This window comes from Pseudomonas grandcourensis, from assembly GCF_039909015.1.
Classification (GTDB): domain Bacteria; phylum Pseudomonadota; class Gammaproteobacteria; order Pseudomonadales; family Pseudomonadaceae; genus Aquipseudomonas; species Aquipseudomonas grandcourensis.
Genome location: NZ_CP150919.1, coordinates 1404833 through 1428508, shown reverse-complemented (window position 1 = coordinate 1428508; position 23676 = coordinate 1404833). Strand labels below are relative to the sequence as shown.

General features: G+C 60.9%; 25 protein-coding genes. 12 read left to right on the top strand and 13 right to left on the bottom strand.

Features of this window, described 5'->3' with window-relative positions:
• Window positions 1-45: 45 nt before the first annotated feature.
• The gene (locus AABM52_RS06265) at window positions 46-1143 is read right to left on the bottom strand and encodes a PLP-dependent cysteine synthase family protein (protein ID WP_347912590.1); all 1098 of its coding nucleotides are present in this window, start codon (window positions 1141-1143) and stop codon (window positions 46-48) included.
• A 247-nt stretch (window positions 1144-1390) separates the two neighbouring features.
• On the opposite strand from AABM52_RS06265, the gene nhaA reads away from it, so the two are divergent.
• The gene (nhaA, locus tag AABM52_RS06260) at window positions 1391-2578 is read left to right on the top strand and encodes a Na+/H+ antiporter NhaA (protein WP_347910948.1); all 1188 of its coding nucleotides are present in this window, start codon (window positions 1391-1393) and stop codon (window positions 2576-2578) included.
• Between the two features lie 101 nt (window positions 2579-2679).
• On the opposite strand, the gene AABM52_RS06255 is transcribed toward nhaA, so the two are convergent.
• Window positions 2680-3144: a glycine zipper 2TM domain-containing protein gene (locus AABM52_RS06255; protein WP_056720838.1), complete on the bottom strand. Its 465-nt coding sequence runs from the start codon at window positions 3142-3144 to the stop codon at window positions 2680-2682.
• Window positions 3145-3309: 165 nt separating this feature from the next.
• Between AABM52_RS06255 and AABM52_RS06250 the strand changes: the two genes are divergently transcribed.
• The gene (locus tag AABM52_RS06250) at window positions 3310-3546 is read left to right on the top strand and encodes a hypothetical protein (protein WP_347910947.1); all 237 of its coding nucleotides are present in this window, start codon (window positions 3310-3312) and stop codon (window positions 3544-3546) included.
• Window positions 3547-3551: 5 nt separating this feature from the next.
• On the opposite strand, the gene pdxH is transcribed toward AABM52_RS06250, so the two are convergent.
• The 5 genes from pdxH to dinG form a co-directional block, all read right to left on the bottom strand.
• Entirely contained in the window at window positions 3552-4199 is a 648-nt protein-coding gene (gene pdxH / locus AABM52_RS06245) for a pyridoxamine 5'-phosphate oxidase (RefSeq protein ID WP_347910946.1), read from the bottom strand.
• A 24-nt stretch (window positions 4200-4223) separates the two neighbouring features.
• On the bottom strand, window positions 4224-5231 hold the full coding sequence (locus AABM52_RS06240) for an OmpA family protein (RefSeq protein ID WP_347910945.1): 1008 nt from the start codon (window positions 5229-5231) through the stop codon (window positions 4224-4226).
• Between the two features lie 113 nt (window positions 5232-5344).
• Window positions 5345-6490, bottom strand: coding sequence for a serine hydrolase domain-containing protein (locus AABM52_RS06235; RefSeq protein ID WP_347910944.1), 1146 nt, complete (start codon window positions 6488-6490; stop codon window positions 5345-5347).
• Between the two features lie 128 nt (window positions 6491-6618).
• Complete coding sequence (locus tag AABM52_RS06230; protein WP_347910943.1) at window positions 6619-9006, bottom strand: beta-agarase; 2388 nt, start codon at window positions 9004-9006, stop codon at window positions 6619-6621.
• Window positions 9007-9102: 96 nt separating this feature from the next.
• Complete coding sequence (dinG, locus tag AABM52_RS06225; protein WP_150718616.1) at window positions 9103-11247, bottom strand: ATP-dependent DNA helicase DinG; 2145 nt, start codon at window positions 11245-11247, stop codon at window positions 9103-9105.
• A gap of 98 nt (window positions 11248-11345) precedes the next feature.
• On the opposite strand from dinG, the gene AABM52_RS06220 reads away from it, so the two are divergent.
• A complete protein-coding gene (locus AABM52_RS06220) occupies window positions 11346-11810 on the top strand; it encodes a CopD family protein (protein ID WP_347910942.1) in 465 nt (154 codons plus the stop codon).
• A 70-nt stretch (window positions 11811-11880) separates the two neighbouring features.
• On the opposite strand, the gene AABM52_RS06215 is transcribed toward AABM52_RS06220, so the two are convergent.
• The 4 genes from AABM52_RS06215 to AABM52_RS06200 all read right to left on the bottom strand — a co-directional run bounded on the left by AABM52_RS06215 (window position 11881) and on the right by AABM52_RS06200 (window position 14546).
• A complete protein-coding gene (locus AABM52_RS06215) occupies window positions 11881-12639 on the bottom strand; it encodes a collagen-like protein (RefSeq protein WP_347910941.1) in 759 nt (252 codons plus the stop codon).
• Entirely contained in the window at window positions 12632-12910 is a 279-nt protein-coding gene (locus AABM52_RS06210; RefSeq protein WP_347910940.1) for a DUF1145 domain-containing protein, read from the bottom strand. The genes AABM52_RS06215 and AABM52_RS06210 overlap by 8 nt, the downstream gene beginning before the upstream one ends.
• A gap of 148 nt (window positions 12911-13058) precedes the next feature.
• Complete coding sequence (locus tag AABM52_RS06205; protein ID WP_347910939.1) at window positions 13059-13766, bottom strand: OmpA family protein; 708 nt, start codon at window positions 13764-13766, stop codon at window positions 13059-13061.
• A 90-nt stretch (window positions 13767-13856) separates the two neighbouring features.
• Window positions 13857-14546 carry an OmpA family protein gene (locus tag AABM52_RS06200; protein WP_046041243.1) on the bottom strand — a complete coding sequence of 230 codons (690 nt, stop codon included), beginning with the start codon at window positions 14544-14546 and terminating at the stop codon, window positions 13857-13859.
• A gap of 189 nt (window positions 14547-14735) precedes the next feature.
• Here AABM52_RS06200 and AABM52_RS06195 point away from each other — a divergent pair, with 189 nt between their 5' ends.
• The 4 genes from AABM52_RS06195 (at window position 14736) to AABM52_RS06180 (ending at window position 16504) form a co-directional block, all read left to right on the top strand.
• The gene (locus AABM52_RS06195) at window positions 14736-15233 is read left to right on the top strand and encodes a DUF6231 family protein (protein WP_347910938.1); all 498 of its coding nucleotides are present in this window, start codon (window positions 14736-14738) and stop codon (window positions 15231-15233) included.
• Between the two features lie 4 nt (window positions 15234-15237).
• Window positions 15238-15714, top strand: coding sequence for a YchJ family protein (locus AABM52_RS06190; RefSeq protein WP_347910937.1), 477 nt, complete (start codon window positions 15238-15240; stop codon window positions 15712-15714).
• Window positions 15715-15800: 86 nt separating this feature from the next.
• Entirely contained in the window at window positions 15801-16295 is a 495-nt protein-coding gene (locus AABM52_RS06185; protein WP_347910936.1) for an LEA type 2 family protein, read from the top strand.
• Window positions 16292-16504, top strand: coding sequence for an SEC-C metal-binding domain-containing protein (locus tag AABM52_RS06180; RefSeq protein ID WP_015093814.1), 213 nt, complete (start codon window positions 16292-16294; stop codon window positions 16502-16504). Before AABM52_RS06185 ends, AABM52_RS06180 begins: the two co-directional genes overlap by 4 nt.
• 195 nt (window positions 16505-16699) lie before the next feature.
• On the opposite strand, the gene AABM52_RS06175 is transcribed toward AABM52_RS06180, so the two are convergent.
• Window positions 16700-17257 carry a cysteine hydrolase family protein gene (locus tag AABM52_RS06175; RefSeq protein WP_347910935.1) on the bottom strand — a complete coding sequence of 186 codons (558 nt, stop codon included), beginning with the start codon at window positions 17255-17257 and terminating at the stop codon, window positions 16700-16702.
• A 195-nt stretch (window positions 17258-17452) separates the two neighbouring features.
• On the opposite strand from AABM52_RS06175, the gene AABM52_RS06170 reads away from it, so the two are divergent.
• Entirely contained in the window at window positions 17453-19903 is a 2451-nt protein-coding gene (locus AABM52_RS06170; protein ID WP_347910934.1) for a penicillin acylase family protein, read from the top strand.
• Window positions 19904-19959: 56 nt separating this feature from the next.
• Here AABM52_RS06170 and AABM52_RS06165 read toward each other — a convergent pair whose 3' ends face one another.
• Window positions 19960-20292: a hypothetical protein gene (locus tag AABM52_RS06165; RefSeq protein WP_347912716.1), complete on the bottom strand. Its 333-nt coding sequence runs from the start codon at window positions 20290-20292 to the stop codon at window positions 19960-19962.
• Here AABM52_RS06165 and AABM52_RS06160 point away from each other — a divergent pair.
• The 4 genes from AABM52_RS06160 to AABM52_RS06145 are packed head-to-tail and all read left to right on the top strand — an operon-like array spanning window position 20249 to window position 23669.
• Window positions 20249-21031: a transporter substrate-binding domain-containing protein gene (locus tag AABM52_RS06160; protein WP_347910933.1), complete on the top strand. Its 783-nt coding sequence runs from the start codon at window positions 20249-20251 to the stop codon at window positions 21029-21031. The genes AABM52_RS06165 and AABM52_RS06160 overlap by 44 nt on opposite strands.
• 56 nt (window positions 21032-21087) lie before the next feature.
• On the top strand, window positions 21088-21816 hold the full coding sequence (locus AABM52_RS06155; protein ID WP_347910932.1) for an ABC transporter permease: 729 nt from the start codon (window positions 21088-21090) through the stop codon (window positions 21814-21816).
• Complete coding sequence (locus AABM52_RS06150; protein ID WP_046029299.1) at window positions 21813-22523, top strand: ABC transporter permease; 711 nt, start codon at window positions 21813-21815, stop codon at window positions 22521-22523. The genes AABM52_RS06155 and AABM52_RS06150 overlap by 4 nt, the downstream gene beginning before the upstream one ends.
• A 27-nt stretch (window positions 22524-22550) precedes the next feature.
• The gene (locus tag AABM52_RS06145; protein WP_347910931.1) at window positions 22551-23669 is read left to right on the top strand and encodes a succinylglutamate desuccinylase/aspartoacylase family protein; all 1119 of its coding nucleotides are present in this window, start codon (window positions 22551-22553) and stop codon (window positions 23667-23669) included.
• Window positions 23670-23676 lie beyond the last annotated feature (7 nt).

The window sequence follows — 23676 nt, the reverse complement described above, 5'->3', positions numbered from 1 at the left end:
GCGAGCAGGCTCGCTCCCACAGGGGTACTCAGTGTCTGAAAGATCTCAGATATTGGCGCGCAGCACGCTCGCCGGCAGCGCCTCACCCCGCTCAACCGTCGCTGCCACCGCAGCCATCAACCCGCTCAACTCATACCCCTGAGCCTTGAGCCAGCCCTGATCGTAATAGGTCGTGGCGTAGCGCTCGCCGCTGTCACACAGAATCGCCACCATCGACCCTGTCTCCCCCGCTGCTTTCATGTGCTGGGCGGCCATCAGTGCGCCGATCAGGTTGGTCCCGCTCGACCCGCCCACATGCCGTCCCAAACGTTCCGCCAGATAGTGCATGGCCGCCAGCGACAGGGCATCCGGCACCTTGACCATCGCGTCGATCACCTTGGGCAGAAACGACGCTTCCACGCGCGGCCGGCCGATGCCTTCGATACGCGAGCCGTGGTCCAGTCGCAGGCTGGCATCGCCGGTCTGGTAATAATCGAAGAACACCGAACGCTCGGCATCGGCACACAGCACGCGGGTGCCATGCTGGCGATAACGCACGTACCGGCCCAGGGTGGCCGTGGTGCCGCCGGTACCGGGGCTGGAAATCAGCCAGCTCGGCTCGGGATGCTGCTCGAAACGCATCTGCTGAAAGATCGACTCGGCAATGTTGTTGTTCGCCCGCCAGTCGGTGGCGCGCTCGGCGTAGGTGAACTGGTCGATGAAGTGCCCGTCGTGTTCGCGAGCCAGTCGCTCGGACTCGGCGTAGATCTGGGTCGGATCGTCCACCAGATGGCTTTGACCACCGTAGAAAGCAATTTGCGCAATCTTCTCTTTGGACGTGGTCGCCGGCATCACCGCAATGAACGGCAAGCCCAGCATGCGCGCGAAGTACGCTTCGGAAATCGCCGTCGAACCGCTGGAAGCCTCAATGACCGGCGCACCGGGCTTGAGCCAGCCGTTACACAGCGCATACAGGAACAGCGAACGGGCCAGGCGGTGCTTGAGGCTGCCCGTGGGGTGGCTGGACTCATCCTTGAAGTACAACTCGATGCCTGGAAAACCCGGCAGCGGCAAGGGGATCAAGTGGGTGTCGGCGCTGCGCTGGAAATCGGCTTCGATGATCCGGATCGCTTCGCGGGACCACTGTCGGTTGTCGCTCATGATGGTTTTCTCGTTGAATCGGGCAGGAGTCGGCCTTTTGACAAGGGTCATTCAACAAGCTTAGGAAAAAACCTGCATCCGGCACAGGTACAGCTGAGCTCCAATACGCCCGGCAACTGCTAGGCTCAGCTCGGTGCTGGCGGATGACTCTGTAACGGCATATAACAAAAAAGAATATAACTTTTGTTTTAACAACTAACAGTACTTGTTAGGGTGTAACACCTTTTGAATTCACAGATGGAGAGCGACCTTGCCTCTGCGTAGCACTTTCACACGTTTCTTTCAGTTGGAAGCTGCCAGCGGTCTGTTACTGATCGCCGCTGCCGTTCTGGCTCTGATTATCAACAACTCGCCGCTGTCGTGGCTTTACGGTGGCCTGCTGGACACTCCTGTGGTCGCCCAGATCGGCGCCCTGAAAATCGCCAAGCCGTTGCTGCTGTGGATCAACGACGGCCTGATGGCACTGTTCTTCCTGCTGATCGGCCTGGAAGTGAAGCGCGAAGTCCTCGACGGCCAGTTGTCCAAACCGTCGCAAATCGTCCTGCCTGGTGCCGCCGCCATTGGTGGCATGGTGGTGCCGGCGCTGATCTACTGGTACCTCAATCGCGACACGCCACCGGCCCTCAACGGCTGGGCAATCCCGACCGCCACCGACATCGCCTTCGCCCTTGGCGTGCTGGCGCTGCTGGGCAAACGGGTTCCGGTATCGCTGAAACTGTTCCTGATGACCCTGGCGATCATCGACGACCTCGGCGCGATCATTATCATTGCGATCTTCTACTCCGGCGCGCTGTCGACCCTGTCCCTGGCGCTGGCCGCGGCCTGTATCGCGGCGCTGATCGGGATGAACCGGCTTGGTGTGGTCAAGCTCGGGCCGTACATGATCATTGGCTTGATCCTCTGGGTCTGCGTGCTCAAGAGCGGTGTCCACGCCACGCTGGCTGGCGTGACCCTGGCTTTCTGCATTCCGCTGCGCACGAAAAATGCCGAGCCTTCGCCGCTGCTGACCCTGGAACATGCCCTGCACCCGTGGGTCGCCTACGGCATCCTGCCACTGTTCGCCTTTGCCAATGCCGGCCTGTCCCTGAGCGGCGTCACCGTCGAAAGCTTCACTCACCACGTCCCCATGGGCATTGCCGCCGGACTGCTGCTGGGCAAGACCGTCGGTGTGTTCGGCCTGACCTGGCTGGCCGTGAAAATCGGTATTGCCACCCTGCCCCAAGGTGCCAATTGGGGCCAGATACTCGGCGTGGCGATTCTCTGCGGCATTGGTTTCACGATGAGTCTGTTTGTCGGCTCACTGGCCTTCGAGCCGGGCGTGAGTGATTTCGCCGGGATGGACCGCATGGGGATCTTGACCGGTTCGATTCTGGCGGCGCTGATCGGTTATGTGGTCACGGCGATGGCGAGTCGCAAGAACACTGCGCTGGCCTCCTGATAAACCGCGATAACGCCTGGCGCCGGTCACGACTCGCCTGAGCTGAAAAACAAAAAACCCGATCAGTCACCTGATCGGGTTTTTTTATACGGTGTTTGCGCTTAGTGCGAAACGCGGCTGGTGCCATTCACACTGGCGATGCGCACACGCTCGCCAACACGGAACACTTCGTTCGGCTGAACTTCCTGAACGTAGGCGCGCATGCTGCCATCGTCTTCGCGCACGGTGATTTCCACGCCCTGGGTGCGGGTCAGGCCTTCTTCAGCGGCTGAACCGATCAGGCCGCCGGCGACTGCGCCAATGACCGCAGCAACAATACTGCCCTTGCCGCCGCCAATGGAGCTGCCGCCAACGCCGCCGACCACTGCACCTGCAGCGCCGCCGATCGGGGTTTTGGTGCCTTCGATTTTCACTGGGCGCAATGCTTCGATGGTGCCCATGCGAACGGTCTGCACACGACGCGCCTCGTCACGGGAGTAGGAGTCACCGGTCAGGCTCGATTGGCAACCAGTGAGCAACATCGCCATCGTGGAAAAGGAAGCAACCAGCAGAACAGACTTACGCATAGCATCAACTCCAAAGAAACAGTTGTTCATTAAACTCCGCAGCTTGACGCCTGTCACGGCACAGCCCGGGTAAAATTGGTTTGATTCAGGCTCCGTTAAGGCGCCTCCACGAACTCACACAGTAGCGGCAAATTCGCAAAGCTGCCCCACAGGCCAAGGATTTCAATGGACTACTTTATCATCGTCGTCACGACTGTTGCCGGTTTGTACTTCCATTGGTGGCTGTACGTGCGGATCAAACGCTGGATGGACCGCGACCTGGCGCTAGCGCTGGCGGGCAAGGACGAGCAGAAAAAAGCCTTCATGCTCGAACGATTGGCAAGTGCCCAGGCGCAGAAGATCAAGCGTCGAGACCTGCCGAAGTGGCTGGAGGCCGCTGCGGCAGGCTATTCCGATCGGTAGACTGCTCAGGGTGCCAGACGTTCAAGCATCCAGTCGGCGCCCTGCTGGCGGTAATTGAGGCGGTCGTGCAGGCGGCTTGGGCGGCCCTGCCAGAATTCGATGCGCTCCGGTAGCAGGCGATAACCGCCCCAGTGCTCCGGGCAATGGGGCTGGGTGTCGCTGAAACGTTGCTCGGTGTCCTTGAGCAGCGCTTCGAGCTCGCCACGATTGGCGATCACCCTGCTCTGCGGCGACGCCCAGGCCCCCAGGCGACTGCCCAGTGGACGGACCTGATAATAGGCGTCGGACTCCTCAGGCGTCACCTTCACCACCCGCCCTTCGATGCGCACCTGGCGCTCCAGCGCCGGCCAGAAAAACGTCATGGCCGCGAACGGATTCGCAGCCAGATGCTGGCCCTTGGCGCTTTCGTAGTTGGTGAAAAAGGTGAAGCCCTGCTCGTCCAGGCCCTTGAGCAACAGAATGCGACAGTGCGGTCGACCGTCCTGGTCGACGGTGGCCAGGGTCATGGCGTTGGCTTCCACCGGTGCCTGTTCGGTTTTCACCGCGTCGGCGAACCATTGGTGGAACAGCGCAAACGGCTCGGCCGGGGCTTGTGCCTCGGTCAGGCCATCACGGGTGTAGTCACGACGCATATCAGCCAGGCCCTGGGTCATGGCGCATTCCTTTTGGTTAACGAATCACTGCTTTGCAGTATCGGTGGCGGCGACTTTCTTGTCAGCCGCGGAGGCTTTGGCTGGCGTGGTTTTCTTCACCGGCGTTGCGGTTTTCGCAGGTGCTTTCTTGGCCGGTGCTTTTTTCGCGGGTGCTTTTTTCGTCGCGGGAACCGCAGCCTTTTTAGTCGCAGGGGCCGGTGTCACAGGCTTGGCGACCGGCTTGACGTCGGCGGCAGCAACCATGGTCACAGGTGCCGGAGCCGGCATGTTGTACTTGCTCAGCAGCGCGACCATGGTGTTTTGCGGGGTCACCAGCAGTTCCACGCGACGGTTCAACGCACGACCTTGCACGCTGTCGTTGGCGGCACGCGGCGCATCACCGCCCAGGCCGCGCAGCATCAAGCGATCACGCTGCAAACCACTGAGGCGGAAAATTGCCGCAACGGCCTGGGCACGCTCCTGGCTCAGTTTGACGTTGGCAGGCGCAGCGCCGGAGGTATCGCTGTGGCCGAGGATCAAAACAGCGGTCTTTGGATCGGCTTCAAGGATCTTGGCAACGCGAGTGAACGGACCGAGCGTGACCGGCAGCAGCATGGCTGGACGATCAGGGTTGAACGAGCCTTCGACCGGCGCAGTCACCACCAGCACGTTTTCGCGGCGCTCGAGTTGCATGTTGCTGCCCTTGACCGCCTCGCGCAGACGCGGTTCGTAGTCGTCAAGCCAGGCCTGGGTGATTTTCGGGTCGGGCATCGGCACAGCCTTGGCGGTGCTCTGATCGCTGCCGCCGAACGGCCACCACCACTTGCTGCCGCTATCGGTTTCGGCCTTGGCCACCGCAACGGGTTTGACTGCAGGTTTCACCTCAGGCTTGGCCACGGGCTTGCCGGCGCTGTCGTCGGAACCAAACGGCCAGTACCAGTGGCTGGCGCTTTCAGTCTTGGCGACAGGTGCCGTCGCGTCTTTCTGTGGAGTCTGTGCGCAACCGGTGATAGCGAAGCACAGGGCCAAGGCGAGGGTTTTATTGGATGACATTGGATATCCACAAAAATGAAGTCAAAAAAATCAGGCCAGATTGGCCGGTAGAAGCAGACGGTTTGAAACTGGAATGGCTATCGGGTTCCAGCCCTGGCACCCGATAGTCGTTTTTACAGACAAGTGGCCAGAACCCGCACCAGCTTTTGCGCGCGCGGGTCCATCAAGACGTACGGCCCCAGGGTATTTGTCACAAATCCGAACGCCACATCGTGCTCCGGGTCGGCAAAACCGATGGAGCCGCCGGCACCCGGATGACCAAACGCCCGCGGGCCAAGGCCGAAGGTGGCATTGGCAACCTCCGGTTGATCGAGCATGCAACCCAGGCCAAAACGGGTCCGGGTCAGTAAAGTCTTGTCCTCGCCGAGGCTGTGCTCGCGAGTCAATTCATCGAGCATTTCGCTTTCCAGCAGGCTGCCGTCGAGCAGGCCGGCGTAGAACCCGGCCAGGCTGCGGGCGTTGCCATGGCCATTGGCGGCCGGTTGTTGCATGCGTCGCCACTCGGGTTTGTTAGTGCTGGTCATGATCGACGGCGGGTTAGTGAACGCCCGGGTCGTCATGGCCGTTGGCTCACGCATGGACACTTGCAGCAGGCGCTGGGCTGCGGCATCGCCGACATTGCCCTTGCCCCGTGCAATGTGGGCCACGCGATGGAACTCTTCGTCGGCGAGGCCCACATGGAAGTCCAGGCCCAACGGTTTGGCGACCCGCGCAACGATGGATTCACCCGGCCCACGACCGTCGGCACGGCGCAGCAATTCGCCGATCAGCCAGCCATAGGTGATCGCCGCATAACCGTGGCCTTCGCCCGGCGTCCACCACGGCGCTTCGGCGGCCAGGGCGTCGACCATGGTTTGCCAGTCGTAAAGGGCTTCGGGGGCCAGCAGCTCGCGCAATGCCGGAAGGCCGGCCTGATGGCAAAGCAGTTGACGCAGGGTGACGGACTCTTTGCCGGCAGCGGCAAATTCGGGCCAGTAGCGCGCAACCGGGGCATCCAGTTGCAGCTTGCCTTCGGCTACCAGTTGCAACGCAGTGACTGCGGTGAAGGTCTTGGTGCAGGAGAACAGGTTGGCGATGGTGTCGCTGTGCCACGCCTCGGCCCCGTCCTTGTCGGCAGTGCCGGCCCACAGATCGACGACGGTTTCGCCACCGACCTGGATGCACAACGCTGCGCCACGCTCCTGGGGATCGTCGAACAGCGCTGCGAACGCCTCTCGCACCGCTTCGAACTTAAGCTCGTAATGACCCTGAATCTGCACCCGTAACTCCCCGGATTAACGCTCTACAAAGTGGTCGGCATTGTTCCAGCCCTTGAGGGTTTTGGGAACAGGGTTGGGCCGGATGGTTGTGGCGAGGGGCTTGCCCTCTCGCCACAGGGTTTCAGCGATTAGTGACCTTTGCCGGAATGCCCGCCAGCGCCCTTCCCCGGCCCCTTGCCGGCTTCGGCCTTGCGGCCGCCCTCGGCGTCGTGGCTGGCTTTGTCGGCGGCGGCTGCAGCCTTCTCGGCCTCTTTGCCCAATTGCTCGACTGTCGCCAGGTTGCTCTTGCGCACGCTGTCGACAAAACCCTGGAACGGCAAATCAGTGATGCCCACTAACCCGAAGTGACCGTTTTCACCGTCAAGCAAGCGCCCGGTTACAGGTTGATCGAGGTACTGGAACCAATGCACGCCGACAATCGACGGCTCGCTCAATGCCTGCTTGAGGAAGTTGGCGTACGCCGGGCCGCGGTCTTCCTCCTTCACCAATGGCGTGACGCCACCCCAGAACGGACCGCGATCAGCCGAGCCGAAATTGAACTCGGTGATCAGCACCGGTTTGTCGAGACTGCGCAACTTGGCGAAGTCGTAACCATCCTGAGGTTGCAGGGTGTACATGTTGAAGCTCAACATGTCGCAATACTGGGCGCAGGACTCCACGGCTTCCGGCGTGCTGATCGCGAATCGGCCACCAAGCAGTAACTGGTTCGGCGCGTGCCACTTGAGTGAGTCGGAGATGGTCTTGAAGTAAGTATCGGCAAAGACCTTCTGGAAGTATTTGAAGTCGGCTTCGATTTCCGGGTGCTCGGCGCTCGGGAGCGGTGGCACGAACCCCGGATCTTCCATCAGCTCCCAGGCTGGCAGATCAATGCCCCAGGCTTTCGACAGGCCAGCCTGATTGCGGTACTTGTCACGCAGCTGCTTGAGGAATGCGCGTTTGGCCGGCACGTCGGTGGTCATTTTCAAGGTGCCGTATGCCAGGGCATAACGGGCTTTAGGGTCATCCCCGGGGCCGGCCCAGGCGAGTTCGTTGTCGGCGTAGTAACCGATCAGCCACGGATCGTCACGATGGTCGCGGGCAGCAATTGCCACTGCACGCTCGGTGGCCATGGCGAAACGCGGGTCGAACGGATCAGGCATGCCGCCCCACCAGTCGGTGCCAGTGCTGATGCTGGCGTAGTCGCCGACGATCGACAGCGGCAAGGTGTACGGCACGCGATCAGCGTCACCCAGTACCGGGGCACTCCAGTTGCCGAGGGTGTTGAAACCCCAGGCCTGCAAGCGATCAAGGGTGTGACTGGCCCAGCGCTGCTCGTCGAACAGCGGCTTGCACGGTTCGGCAGGTTTTTGCTCGGCGGCTTTCGCTTCTGTCGCTTCGGCGACGCCAGCCTTGGTATCGCTACCCTTCACGCACGGATCGCCATACAGACGCTGCAGGTTGGCACCATAGAAGTCGTACCAGCGCCCGGCATTGTAGCCACGCCCTTGATCGGCACCATTGCCGCCACGGTTGTCGCCTTCGCCGTAATGGCTGGCGAGTGCGTCATCTGCTTTGGGCAGGGACTCGAACATCCACTCGCGACCGGCAACGTAGGTCGGGTTGACGTCTGCAGCGACGGTGTTGACGCCGAGCGAATAAAACGGATGGCCTTGTGGCGTCACCAGATACCAGCGTCCGTCGCGTTTCTCGGTGCGGAAAAAGCCACTGGCTTTGAAGGACGGGCCTTTGGTCAAACCACCGAACTTGTCCAGGGACGACTTTTCGCGCTCGGCCAGCCAGGTTTTCAGTTGCAGCTGCTCCTTGCTGGCAGCGCTTTTCAGCTGTTCGTCGCTGCTGATTTTTTCCGGCCATCTGGCCCGGGTCGACTGACCGTAAGCATCCACCAACCCGCCATACACGGCCTGGGTGACCGACTCGCCGTCCTGCACACCAAAGCGCTCCAGCAGGATGCTTTGCGCGGCTTTGGGCTGGTCCATCGACAAGCTCACCGACACCACCTGGCTGCGATCCAGTTCACCGGCGCTGCTGGCCAGCAACACACGCTGGCCCTCGACGGTCATCGGCATCGGCGGGCCGGCCTTCATGCCCTGGCTCAGCGGTGATGTCGCTTGTAAAGGCACCAACAGGGTTTGCGCAGGCCCCGCCGGCAGATCGACGCGGCTGACCAGTGTCTTGCCGTCGTTGCTCTGGATGGTCACGTACAGGGTCAAGGCCCAATTCATGGCGCTCTGGATCCGCAGGCTCATGACGCCCGACTGCGACCAGTCCCAGGCGCCGGTTTGCGGGGTCAGGCGCAAAGTCGGCCGGGCGACCGGGTTGAACGTCACCCGGCGCAGCACTTCGCCCTCGGGGGTTTGCTCGGCGTTGGATTGCGGCAGGCTGGCGTCCTGAGTCACCACCTGGACCACGTCGGCGGGGCGCACAAAGTTGAACAGCGTCTGCTGGCTGGCGGGGGCGGCCAACAGCGGTGTTGCGAACAGCAGGGCAAAAACAGCAGGCAACGAACGGCAAATCATGAGAACGAAATTCTCCCTAACGACCTTCAATGGGCCAGTGAAAAAGCGATGGCAGAGAGATAGACAACGCGGCGGGCAAAACTGCCCACCGGTGCTTCAGGAAATTTCTCGACGGAACGGCGGCAACGCATTGAGGATGGCTTTGCCATAGCGCTGGGTCACCAGGCGCCGGTCGAGCAAGGTGATGGTGCCGCGGTCTTCTTCGGTGCGCAGCAAGCGACCGCAGGCCTGGACCAGCTTCAGCGAGGCGTCCGGCACGGAAATTTCCATGAACGGATTGCCGCCCCGGGCTTCGATCCACTCGGCCAGCGCCGCTTCGACCGGATCATCGGGTACCGAGAATGGAATCTTGGCAATGACCACGTGCTCGCAATAGGCACCGGGCAAGTCGACCCCTTCGGCGAAGCTCGCCAGGCCGAACAACACGCTGGAATCCCCGCCATCGACCCGCGCCTTGTGCTTGTTGAGGGTTTCCTGTTTCGACAGGTTGCCCTGGATGAACACTTGCTTGCGCCAGTCGCGGTCCAGGCCGTCGAACACGTCCTGCATCTGTTTACGCGAGGAAAACAGCACCAGCGTGCCCCGCGAGCCTTCGACCAACTCCGGCAGATCACGAATGATCGCGGCGGTATGCGCCGCGGCATCACGGGGATCGGCGTTCAGGTTCGGCACCCGCAGCACACCGGCGTCCGCATGATGGAACGGGCTTGGCACTACTGCCGTCACGGCCTTTTTCGGCAGGCCGGCGCGCATGCGGAAGCGGTCGAAAGTGCCGAGGGCCGTCAAGGTCGCCGACGTCACCAGGCAGCCATACGCCACGTTCCACAGGTTGCGGCGAAGCATTTCCGCCGCAAGGATGGGGCTTGCGTTGACCTCGATGTCGAACAGCGAACCGCTTTCAGCCAGGGTCAGCCAGCGCGCCATGGGCGGGTTGTCTTCCGGGTCTTCGACGGTGAAGGCAGTCCACAACTCCCAGTTGCCGGAGGAACGCGACAACAGACTACCGAACAGCGGATACCACTCCTCGGCCTGGTTGCTGGCGATGCCGATGTTGACCTCGCCGTCCATGCCTTCCTTGAGCAGCTCGGTCAGGCGGGTGAACAAGTCGGTCAGGCGTGCAAAGCCTTTCTTCAGTTCGATGCCCATTTCACGCATGTGCTCGGGAATCACCCCGCCGACGAATCGGTGACGCGGGCGCTCGCGGCCTTCGACGTCTTCGCCGGGTTTGAAATCGGCAATCTGCTCGCAGGCGGTGAACATGAACTGCTGCTGGGTCTTGATCTCCCGCGCCAGCTCCGGCACTTGCTCGATCAACTTGCCCAGGTCCCCCGGCAGCGGGTGCTGGGCCAGAAGCTTGGTGAGGTTCTTGGCCGTGGTTTCCAGCCAGTCGGCGGTGGAGCGCAGGCGCGTGTAATGGGCGAAGTGGCCGATGGCCTTGTCCGGCAGGTGATGGCCTTCGTCGAACACGTAGATGGTGTCGCGCGGGTCCGGCAGCACGGCGCCGCCGCCCAGGGCGAGGTCGGCCAGGACCATGTCGTGGTTGGTGACGATTACGTCGACCTTGCCCATGCCTTCGCGGGCCTTGTAGAAGGCGCACTGGCCGAAGTTCGGGCAATGACGGTTGGTGCACTGGCTGTGGTCGGTGGTCAGGCGCGCCCAGTCGGCGTCTTCCAGGGCGGTGGACCAACTGTCGCGGTCGCCATCCCACTTATTGCCGGCGAGCTTCTCGATCATGCTGGTGAACAGCTTCTGACTGGCCTCGTCGACCTCGATCTTGAAACCTTCTTCTTCGAACAACTGTGCGGTGGCGGTCTGTGCGTGACCTTCCTGGAGCAACATGTCGAGCTTGGACAGACACATGTAGCGCCCGCGCCCCTTGGCCAGGGCGAAGCTGAAATTCAGCCCGCTGTTGCGCATCAGGTCAGGCAAGTCCTTGTAGACGATCTGCTCTTGCAGGGCCACGGTGGCCGTGGCGATCACCAGGCGCTTGCCGGCAGCCTTCGCCGTGGGAATCGCCGCCAGGCTGTAGGCCACGGTCTTGCCGGTACCGGTGCCGGCTTCCACCGCGACAATCGCGGGGTCGCCACTGCGCCGGCCTTCGTCGTCGGTGTCGATATCACCCAGGACCTTGGCGATTTCGGCGATCATCAGGCGTTGGCCGTAGCGCGGCTTGAGGCTCTTGGCTTCGAGAAAACGCGAGTAGGCGCCCTGGATCGTGGTTTTGAGTTCAGTGCTGATCATGGATTGTCGGGCGCAAAAACGCTGGATAAATTTTCAGTAGTTCGGTTTGGTCGCTATCATACCCCGCTAATGAATCCCGCGCAGAACGGAGTAACCCAATGACACCTTTTAGCCTCATTTATAGCCTGCATGTACTGGCGGCCCTGGTCTGGGTCGGCGGCATGTTTTTCGCCTGGATGGTCCTGCGCCCCGCCGCGATCAAGGTACTTGAAGGCCCGGCCCGGCTGAAGCTGTGGGTAGAAGTGTTTCAAGGTTTTTTCCGCTGGGTCTGGGTGGCGGTGGTGCTGTTGCCGGTCAGCGGTGTGGGCATGCTGCACATGCAATTCAACGGTTTTGAAGGCGCACCGCGCTATGTGCAGGTGATGATGGGCTTGTATGTGGTGATGACCGCGCTGTTTATCCGCATTCAGGCGCTGATGCTGCCGGAACTGCGCACCGCCGTGGCAGAACAGGATTGGCCCGCTGGTGCAGCGGTTCTGGGGCGGATCCGCAAGTTGGTGGGGATCAATCTGTTGGTGGGGTTGGCTTTGGTGGCGATTGCTGCGACTCGGCCGATGTTCTGAAGTAACTCTGGCTTGGGAGCTTGGTGTGGTGAGGGAGCTTGCTCCCTCGCCATAGGGCTCTCGGTGTTTCTTACATCCGCTGCACTGTCACCGAACCCGCCGCGCCTTCCGGCCCAGGCTGCCCGTCAGCTCCAGGTTTACCGCTCTTGCCGCCATCGGCCTTGTAAATCAGGCAGCCCTTGGCCTTGCCACCCGCACCCGGTTTGCCGCCAGGGCCGGCCAGGCCGCCGGCACCGCCAGCCACCTGAACCTTGATCCGGTCTGTCGGGAAGTCGCGGGGTACTGCCAGCTTGACCAGCGCCCCCGGTGCTCCCGGCTGGCCATTGCTGCCATCACTGCCATCGGCACCGCGCCCCGCCTGACCCCAGGTGCAGCCCGGCTCCTGGCCGTTGCCCCCATCTAGACCCACGAACCCCGGGGCGCCCGCACCACCGCGAGCATCAACGATCAATTGCGCTGCGTTCAGTGTCTTGATCTGCAAATCAAGGTTGCGCCCGGATCGAGCGGCTTTCTGGTAGGTCCCGGGGGCGCCACGGGAGGTGATCTGGCTGCCCTCGGACAAATCAGCGCGACGGACCTTCAGCGCCAGCGCCTGTTCCCCCGGCACGATGGCAATGCGCGCTTCACGCCCCAGATGCAATTCACCCACGGTGACTTCCGTGACGTTCGAAGGAATCAGCAAGGTGCCGTAATCGGCCACTTCCAGGCGTTCCAGTTGCAGGGTGCTGGCGGTGTTGGGCAAGCGCATCAGCGAGTTGGTTTCGACACTCACCACCTGTGCACAGGCCAATGGACTGATGAGTGCGGCGAGCAGACAGAGTTTACGCATGGGAAGCCTTCGAAGCGGTGGGGGCAGGAATGGTTTGCAGGTGGAATACGCCAAAAATGACGATCTTCAGGCGGTCAAGCCAGGGATGGGCGCGACCTCGAAGGCTGCGATAGCACAGCAACGCTTCCAGAAGATGAATGCCCCCCAGCAGGCCGCCAGCCAGATTGACCAACGAGTGCAGCGGAAAGACAAACGGCGTGAGCAAATTGACCAGCACTACCACCCAGAACAGCAAGGTCAGTAACCGCCCCAGTCCCCATATGACTTTCATACGCGCCCCCGATGAGAATTATTGTTTGCGCGCACAGTAACGGCTTCCACGCGGGATAAGCCAGAGGGCAACGGAAAAATCTTCATGAAGGCCGCCAAACGGCCGTCGCAGCGATCGCACCCGTCGCCCGACGGCTCTATCTCTTGGCTCAGCGGTTTATATGCAGCTCCACGCGACGGTTTTTCGCACGACCTTCTTCTGTTTCGTTGTCGGCAATCGGTTGGCTCTTGCCCTTGCCTTCGCTGGTGACTTTGTTCGGTGCCACACCCTGGCTCAACAGGTATTCCGCCACGCTGCTGGCACGCCGCTCCGACAAGCTCTGGTTATAGGCATCCGAACCGACGCTGTCGGTATGGCCGACCACCTTGATGCTGACCACATCGGCATCCTCGAACTTGCTCATCAACGCGTCCAGTTGACTCTTCGCCGTCGGGGTCAGGTCGGATTGATTGAAGACAAACAGTACATCGCTCAGCGTAATGACTTCGGATTGCGCAGGTTCGACCTGGACCCTGTCCGGGTACTGCGGCGCCGGGCAGCCGCGATGGTCGACCGAGGTATTGGCAGGAGTATCAGCGCAACGGTCGCGTCGGTCGAAAACGCCGTCACCGTCTTCGTCGCCATCCTGGGCATAACAGATCAAGCCGCCGGACAAGACACCCAGCGCCGCCCCGCCCGCCGCCCATGCACCACTCTCGATTGCGCCCAGACCACCGCCGACCAGTCCGCCGATGAGGCTGCAAATTGGCCAGGTGCGTTGATTGAGGGGGGCAGTGCCATCACTGTGGGTCGCGCAGCCGGTCAAGAGGCTGCCAAGTAGCAGAACCGGCAAGACGGTCCTTGTGAGAACGATCATATTGAAAGCTCCTGTGTACCGGCCCATACCGGTTACACAGGAGTAAAGACCCGCATCCGCGACTGCACAAGGCGCGGATGCGAGGGGGGCTTAACGCTGGATTTTGATTTCGGTACGACGGTTCTGTGCACGACCGTCAGCGGTTTTGTTGTCAGCAACCGGCTGGCTTTCACCGGCACCGACAACCGACACGAAGTTGCTGCGAGGTACGCCTTGCTCGATGAGGTATTCAACCACCGAGTGGGCGCGTTTATCCGACAGTTTCTGGTTGTAGGTGTCACTGCCCACGCTGTCGGTATGGCCGGTCACGGTCAGTTGAGCGGTAGGGGCTTCGGCTTTCAAGCGAGTGGCAATCTTGTCGAGTACCTGTTTGTCGGACGAGGTAAGCGTGGCTTTATCAAACTGGAAGTGGACATCGCGGATGACGATGGTTTCTTCCTTGACCACAACCGCTTCTTCGACCACAGGTGCTGGTGGTGGGCAACCGTTGGCATCGACCTGAACGCCTTTTGGCGTGCCTGGGCACTTGTCGCGACTATCCGGCACACCATCGCCGTCTTCGTCGCCATCACCGTGAACCCAGCAATAAGCCGCTGCCGTACCGCCGACGAGCAGAGCACCATACCCTGCCCATGCCGAGCTTTCGGTCGCACCGAGGCCCGCCCCAACGACACCACCAACCGCCGCACAGGTCGGCCAGTCGGTTTTCTGCAAACCTGCGCAACCAGTCAAGACACTGGTTAGCAGAACCAAGGGTAATGCTGTCCGAACTATGCTCATCTAGTTTTCTCCTGAAGGATCGGCTTAGAACCGATTCAGGTAGTAAAGACCCGAGTTTTAAACTCCGCCAGCAATAGGCCATGCTGTTTATTCGAGTATTAACGGCAGGTTGGCGCTTTTGTCGCCAGGACGCTCTAGGCCCGAACGTTAGGGCAGGCTAGTCTTGGCAGATCTGATTGAGGATCTTCGATGATTGCAGGTATTTCTTCACGCACGCCGCAGCAGGCACTGGCCGCCTTACTTGACCGATATGCCCCCGCACGCCTGTTGTTGATCGGAGCCAGCGAGTTCCCGGCTCTGGAAGCGTTCAAACTCGCCCACCCGGACAGCAGCGTCGCTTTCGCGGCCCCCGGGCCATTGCCCGCCGAGTTGGCGGCCCGCCGTTTCGATCTGGCCCTGGTGGTCGATTGCCTGGAGCATTTGCCCAAGCGCGACGGCCTGAACCTGCTGGGCGGCATCCGCAACCTCAACGCCAGCCGCATTGCAGTGCTGGCGGATCTGCCGGCCTGCGGCTGGCAGGAAACGGACTTTTTCTCCCTGGCCCTGCAAGCCAGCGAGCGCTTCCAGCGGGATGAACAGGTCCTGACCCTGTTCACCTACGATCTGCTTGAATACAAACAAGTCCCCGACTGGCTCAATTCGCGCTTCTGGGCCAATCCGGAAAACTTCGGGAAATACTGGTGGTAATGCAATGAGTACATCCATTTGCCCATGCGGCAGCGGCACCCTGCTCGACGCCTGCTGCGGTCACTACCATGAAGGACACCCGGCACCGTGCGCGGAAGCCTTGATGCGCTCGCGCTACAGCGCCTACGTGCTGGGGTTGGTCGACTATCTGGTGGCCACCACCCTGCCCGCCCAACAGGCCGGCCTGGACCGTCAATCGATCAGTGACTGGAGCGCGCAAAGTACGTGGCTGGGCCTTGAGGTGGAAAGCTCCGAAGTGCTGGGCGGCCAGCCTGAACACGCTTTCGTGACCTTCACCGCGCGTTGGCACGACAGTAATGGCGAGCACAGCCATCGAGAGCGCTCGTCATTTGTGCAAAATACCGGGCGCTGGTACTTCATCGACCCGACCGTGCCGCTCAAGATCGGACGCAATGACGCCTGCCCGTGTGCGAGCGGACAGAAGTTCAAGAAGTGTTGTGCGGGGTATTTCAGCAGCTAGGACATGGAATGACTGTCCACCGCGCAAGAGCGGCCGAAGGCTGCGATCTTTTGGGTCTAGACTGGGCTCAAGGGAGAAACACCACGATGATCATCCGCCGCAGCGCACTCTGTCTGCTCACGTTGTTCCTGACACTGGGACTCGGCGGCTGTGCGTCGTGGTTCGACGACGACTTGCCGGACCCCGAGGTCCATCTGGTGAAGGTCGAGGTGGTCAGCGCCAAACTGCTGGAACAGAAATTCCTCCTGCACTTTCGTATCGACAACCCCAACGACAGCGACCTGACGGTGCGCAGTCTGGAGTATCGCGTTCACCTGGGTGACATATTGCTGGCCGACGGCGAGTACGAACACTGGTTCACCATCAGCCCCATGCACAGTGCTTACTTCAAGGTGCCGATCCGCACCAACCTGTGGTCCAAGGTCCGTGAAATGGCCAAACTGCTGAAAAAATCCGATCAACCCATTCCCTATCGTCTGGAAGGTGAACTGGAAACCGGTATATTCATCGCCCACTACGTGCACCTGGCGCGCAATGGCGTGATAATCGCCGCCGATTTAATTCCGGAGCAACACCGATGACCCAGCAACCCCATGTCCACGGCCCTGACTGCAACCACGATCATGATCACGACCATCACCACCATGATCACGACCACGGCCATGTCCACGGTCCGAACTGCGGCCACGCTCACCAGGAACCGGTGCGCAATGCCCTGAAAGATGTCGGCCGTAACGACCCGTGCCCTTGCGGCAACGGCAAGAAATTCAAGAAGTGCCACGGCGCTTGATGCTTCGGGCGAAGTCTTTCTTCGCCGGCTGGATCTTCGCGAGCAGGCTCGCTCCCACATCTAAACTGCGCCAGGCAATCGTCCTGTGAATGCAGATCCCTTGTGGGAGCGAGCTTGCTCGCGATGACGGCAGCACATTCACTACCCGTGTGTCAGTCAGACCGCTATCGCGAGCAAGCTCGCTCCCACAGGTTTTCAGTCAGCCCTTAATAGGTAGGCAGTACTGACAACCGTCGCATACTCACCGTGCAAATTCCCCAGCGACATCCCATGCACCTCTTCGGCGCTATGGGCCTGGCCGAAAAAATCAGCCTTGTCGAAGGTAAAGCACGCATCCTCGGCCACCCACGTATCAAACCCCAGGTTGCCCGCGGTACGCGCCGTGGATTCCACCGAGTTGTGGGTCGCGACACCCACGATGATCAACTGCCCGATCCCCGCCTCGCGCAACTGCGCCTCCAGCCCCGTTGAACAAAACGCATCCGGCACCTGCTTCTGGATCAAGCGTTCACCGGCCATTGGCTGAAACCGCTCCTGAAACTCCACCCCCGACTGCTGCGGCCAGAATACCGAGTCTTCCGAGCGGGACAGGTGCTGCACATGAATCACCGGCCGGGCGGTACGCCGCCAATGGCTGAGCAATTCCTGCATGCGCTCTTCAGCCTGAGGGTTATTCCTGCGACCGAGCCCGGGATGCAGGATGCCTTTTTGTTGATCGATGATGATCAGTGCCGCGTTTGCCTTGAGCTCCATGCCGACTGTTCTCCTGGATTTGTTGAGCGTGTCGCACTTCAACATCCCCCATTGCGACTGGCAAGACTGCGATCTTTCCGGTTTATCAGACAAATCCTGAAATAACCTTGTACCCCGCTTGCGCGGCCACCTCCCGCTCACTAACGTAGCGCCTTTATTGCGCGCCGCCGCCTCTACCCCCGCAGGAGCTTTGCCATGGCCTCGCCAGCCCTTACTCATTTTCTACCCCGGTTCGGCGTTGCCGCAGCAGTGGCCGGTGTGTTGAGCCTGACCGGTTGTCAGAACTTCAACGCCCAGGACACCCTCCCGCCGACCTCCGGTGTACAACCACTCAAGGGCCTGGCGCAGAGCGTTTCGGTGCGCCGCAATGCCATGGGCATGCCGCTGATCGAAAGCAACAGCTTCCACGACGCGCTGTTCACCCTCGGTTACGTGCATGCCAGCGACCGCATCACCCAGATGGTCACCCTGCGCCTGCTGGCCCAGGGCCGTTTGGCCGAGATGCACGGCGCGGACCTGCTGGATGCCGACCGCTACATGCGGGCGGTCAACCTGAAGAAAAGTGCCGGCGAGTTGTACAAGGCTTCTTCGCCGCGCCTCAAGCGTTTCTTCGAAGTCTATGCGCGGGGGGTCAACGCCTACCTGTTCCGCTACCGCGACAAACTGCCGGCGGATCTGGCAGCCACCGGCTACAAGCCTGAGTACTGGCAGCCGGAAGATTCGGCGCTGATTTTCTGCCTGCTGAACTTCAGCCAGTCGACCAACCTGCCGGAAGAAATTTCCTCGCTGGTACTGGCCCAGACCGTCACCACCGACAAACTGGCGTGGCTGACGCCGTCGGCTCCCGACGAAAAACTGCCGGCCGCCGAAAGCGAAAAACTGCAAGGCCTCAAGCTCAACGGGCAAGTACCGGGGCTGACCGAGCTCAGCAAAGCCACGGGCCAACTGTCGGATCTGAACCTGCTGGGCGCCACCTCGTCGAACAACTGGGCCATCGCCCCGCAACGCAGTCGCAGCGGCAAGAGCCTGTTGGCCAGTGACAGTCACGGCCCGCTGGGCGTGCCTTCGTTGTTCAGTTATGTGCAGATTCGCGCGCCGAAATATCAGGCGTCCGGCGTGACCATCGCGGGCCTGCCGATGGTGCTTGGCGGTTTCAACGGCAAAGTGGCGTGGAGCATGACGTCCGTGATGGGCGACAACCAGGACCTGTTCCTGGAGAAAATCAAGCGTCAGGGCAACGGGCTGACCTACGAAAACGCCGGGAAGTGGCAGCCGGTGATCGTGCGTAACGAAACCTACTTCGTCAAAGGCCAGCGCTCGATTCGCGAAGCCGTGTACGAAACCCGCCATGGCCCGCTGCTCAACAGCGCCCAGGGCACCACGCTGGCCAATGGTTTCGGCCTGGCCTTGCAGACGCCGAGCTTCACCGACGACAAGACCCTGGACGCGTTCTTCGACCTGTCCCGCGCCCAGAGCGTCGAGAAAGCTTCGGATGCCAGCCGCGAAATCCGCGCCATCGCGCTGAACCTGGTGTTCGCCGATGCCAGCCACATCGGCTGGCAAGTCACCGGCCGCTACCCGAACCGCCGTGAAGGTGAAGGCCTGCTGCCCTCGCCGGGTTGGGAAGGTCGATACGATTGGGACGGTTACGCCGACCCGATGCTGCACCCGTACGACCAGGACCCGGCCCAGGGCTGGCTCGGCACTGCCAACCAGCGGGTCATTCCCCATGGCTACGGCATGCAGTTGTCCAATTCATGGGCGGCTCCGGAGCGCGGCGAGCGCTTGGCCGAACTGGCCGGTGCAGGCAAGCACGACAGCCGTAGCCTGATCGCCATGCAATACGACCAGACCACTACCTTCGCTGCCAAGCTGAAGAAAATGTTCGAAGCGCCGGGCATGGCCCAGCCGCTCAAACAAGCCATGGACGCCTTGCCGGCGGCCGATCGCGCCAAGGCACACGAAGCCTACAGCCGCTTGATGGCGTTCGACGGCAAGCTCGGCCCGACCTCCACCGATGCCGCCATCTACGAACTGTTCCTGCAGGAAAGCACGCGACAGATCTTCCTCGATGAACTGGGCCCGGAAAGCAGCCCGGCGTGGAAAGCCTTTGTCGCCGACGGCAAGTTGTCCTTCGCGGCCCAGGCCGATCACTTGCTCGGGCGTGAGGACAGCCCGTTCTGGGATGACGTGCGCACCGCACAGAAAGAAGACAAACCGGCGATCCTCGCACGCAGCCTCGCCGCAGCGATCAGCGCCGGCGACAGCCAGTTGGGCGGCGATCACAAAGCCTGGCAGTGGGGCAAACTGCATCGCTATGAATGGAAGAACGCCAGCGGCCAGACCGTACGCGGCCCCCTGCCGGCCGGCGGCGATCACACCACCCTCAACACCGCCGCCTTCGCCTGGGGCCAGGACTTCAACACCACGCTGGCGCCAGCCATGCGCTTTATTGTCGACTTCGGCCAGTCCGAACCGCTGATGGCGCAGAACGGCACCGGTCAGTCCGGCAACCCGGCCAGCCCGAACTACCTCAACAGCATCGAACCGTGGCTCAAGGGCCAGTACATGAGCCTGCCGATGCAGCCGCAGAACTTCGACAATGCCTATGGCAAGGCGCGGTTGACACTGTCTCCAGGAAAGTAACCCAGCCCTTTACTTACTCGCGATGGCGGTCTGATATTCAACATAGAGTTTGAATGTCAAACCGCCATCGCCGTTGCGCTGACGCAAGGACAAGTCGTGTCGACGATGTAGAGAGCCTGGTGACCCTGCTCAGTCAAACCGTTTTTTGTGGCGAGATGATTTGGTGCACCCATTTCCCTGCGCCCGTTTTCGTGCATAAATCTGTCTCCGGCCATTTCCAAGCACCTTTTAAAACGCTTGTTCGGCACTCTGGTTCGGAAATTGCTACTTTCAACAGGTCTTACGCTTTCCAGTAACAATAATTCTGCGCCACAAGCGCTCATATTGGTTTTTAGGGATTGAATAATGAAAAAAGCATTGCTGACCCTTTCTGCACTGGCGTTGTGCATGGCTGCTGGCTCCGCCATGGCGAAGGAGTACAAAGAACTGCGTTTCGGCGTTGACCCTTCCTACGCACCGTTCGAATCGAAAGCGGCCGATGGCAGCCTGGTAGGCTTTGACATCGATCTGGGCAACGCGATCTGCGCCGAACTGAAGGTCAAGTGCAAGTGGGTCGAAAGTGACTTCGATGGCATGATTCCGGGCCTGAAAGCCAATAAATTCGACGGAGTGATCTCGTCGATGACCGTTACTGAAGCCCGCGAAAAAGTCATCGACTTCTCCAGCGAGCTGTTCTCCGGCCCTACCGCCTACGTGTTCAAGAAAGGTTCCGGCGTGACTGAAGACGTTGCCTCGCTCAAGGGCAAAACCGTCGGTTACGAACAAGGCACCATTCAGGAAGCCTATGCCAAGGCCGTTCTGGACAAGGCCGGGGTGAAAACCCAGGCTTACGCCAACCAGGATCAGGTCTACGCCGACCTGACTTCGGGTCGTCTCGATGCAGGGATCCAGGACATGCTGCAAGCCGAACTGGGCTTCCTGAAGTCGCCACAGGGTACCGACTACGATGTCACCAAGCCGGTCGACAACGCTTTGCTGCCAGCCAAAACAGCCGTTGGCATTAAGAAAGGTAACACCGAGCTGAAAGCACTTTTGGATAAAGGTATCAAAGCGTTACACGATGATGGCACCTACGCCACCATTCAGAAGAAACACTTTGGCGATCTGAATCTGTACAGCGGCAAATAATGCCCGGCGCCCATCTCTCGATGGGCGCTTTTTTCATCCGATCAGGTTGCTGATTTATGTTCGAAATCCTATTAGAAAATCTGGGGCTCTCTGCCTTCAGCCTCAAGGGCTTCGGTCCGCTGCTGATGCAAGGCACCTGGATGACGATCAAGTTGTCGGCGTTGTCGCTGTTGGTAGCCGTGTTGCTCGGGCTGCTCGGCGCCAGTGCCAAGCTGTCAAAAGTCAAACTGATGCGCGTGCCTGCCCAGCTCTACACCACACTCATTCGCGGCGTTCCGGATCTGGTCCTGATGCTGCTGATCTTCTACAGCCTGCAAACCTGGCTGACCTCGTTTACCGATTACATGGAATGGGAATACATCGAGATCAACCCGTTTAGCGCCGGGGTCATCACCCTGGGCTTCATCTACGGTGCGTATTTCACCGAAACCTTCCGTGGCGCGATTCTCGCCGTCCCACGGGGTCAGGTCGAAGCGGCCACCGCCTATGGCCTCAAGCGCGGCCAGCGTTTCTGGATCGTGGTGTTCCCGCAGATGATGCGTTATGCCCTGCCGGGTATCGGCAACAACTGGATGGTGATGCTCAAGGCCACCGCCCTGGTGTCGATCATCGGCCTCGCCGACCTGGTCAAGGCTGCCCAGGACGCCGGCAAAAGCAGCTATCAGCTGTTTTACTTCCTGGTAATTGCAGCGCTGATCTATCTGGTGATCACCAGCGCGTCCAACTTCATTCTGCGCTGGCTCGAACGTCGTTACTCCGCCGGTACCCGAGAGGCCGTACGATGATCGAACTTCTGCAGGAATACTGGAAACCCTTCCTCTATAGCGACGGCAACAACATCACCGGCCTGGCCATGACGATGTGGCTGCTCAGCGCTTCGATCTTCTTCGGTTTTATCGTGTCGATCCCGCTGTCCATCGCCCGTGTATCGCCGCACTTCTACATCCGTTGGCCGGTGCAGTTCTATACCTACCTGTTCCGTGGCACGCCGCTCTATATCCAGCTGCTGATCTGCTACACCGGGATCTACAGCCTGGCCGCCATTCGGGCCCAGCCCGTACTGGACGCATTCTTTCGCGATGCGATGAACTGCACGATCCTGGCCTTCGCCCTGAACACCTGCGCCTACACCACGGAGATTTTCGCCGGGGCCATTCGCAGCATGAACCACGGCGAAGTCGAAGCGGCCAAGGCTTACGGCCTGACCGGTTGGAAGTTGTACGCCTATGTGATCATGCCATCGGCCTTGCGTCGCTCGTTGCCGTACTACAGCAACGAAGTGATCCTGATGCTGCACTCGACCACCGTGGCCTTCACCGCGACCATCCCGGATATCCTGAAAGTCGCGCGGGACGCCAACTCGGCGACCTTCCTGACCTTCCAGTCGTTCGGCATCGCCGCGCTGATCTACCTGACCGTCACTTTTGCGCTGGTCGGCCTGTTCCGCCTTGCCGAACGCCGATGGCTGGCCTTCCTCGGGCCGACCCACTAGGTCTCAACCTGCTTCAGGAAACAACAGATGCGCCACCAGAAACATGACCTGTTGGCCCCGCTGCCGGGGACCGCGAGACAGATCCACAGTTTTCACTTCGGCCCACAACCGGCCAACGGCAAGATCTACATCCAGGCCTCCCTGCACGCCGACGAAATGCCCGGCATGCTGGTGGCCTGGCACCTCAAGCAACGCCTGGCGGAACTGGAAGCCGCCGGTCGCCTGCGCAGCGAAATCGTGCTGGTGCCCGTCGCCAACCCGGTGGGCCTGGAACAGGTACTGATGGATGTGCCGCTGGGTCGCTACGAGCTGGAAAGCGGCCAGAACTTCAACCGCTGGTTCGTCGACCTCAGTGAGGAAGTCGGCAACGCGATCGAAGGCAAGCTCGGTGACGATCCGCAGCACAACCTGCAACTGATCCGCAGCAACCTGCGCGATGCGCTGGCCCGCCAGACCGCCGGCACCCAATTGCAATCCCAGCGCCTGACTCTGCAGCGGCTGGCCTGCGATGCCGACATGGTGCTCGACCTGCATTGCGATTTCGAAGCGGTCGCTCACCTCTACACCACGCCGGATGCCTGGCCGCAGGTCGAGCCGCTGGCCCGCTACATCGGCGCCCAAGCCAGCCTGCTGGCAACCGATTCCGGCGGCCAGTCATTCGACGAATGCTTCACCCTGCTGTGGTGGCAGTTAAAGGAACGCTTCGGCGAGCACTTCGACATTCCGCCAGGCAGTTTTTCGGTGACCGTCGAATTGCGCGGTCAGGGCGACGTCAATCACCCGATGGCCAGCCTCGATTGCCAGGCACTGATCGATTACCTGATCCAATACGGCGCGATCGCCGGCGAACCCGCGCCCCTTCCCGACCTGCCCTACCCGGCGACACCGCTGGCCGGTGTCGAGCCGGTGGCCACGCCGGTGGGCGGACTGCTGGTGTTCACCGCATTGCCGGGTGAATACCTTGAAGCCGGGCAACTGATCGCCGAGATCATTGATCCGGTCAACGATCGGGTCACTCCGGTTCATTGCGCCACAGCCGGGCTGATGTACGCCCGCTCGCTGCGCCGCATGGCCACTGCCGGCATGGTGATCGCCCACGTCGCGGGCACCGAAGCCTATCGCAGCGGCTATCTACTTTCGCCTTGAGGATGCA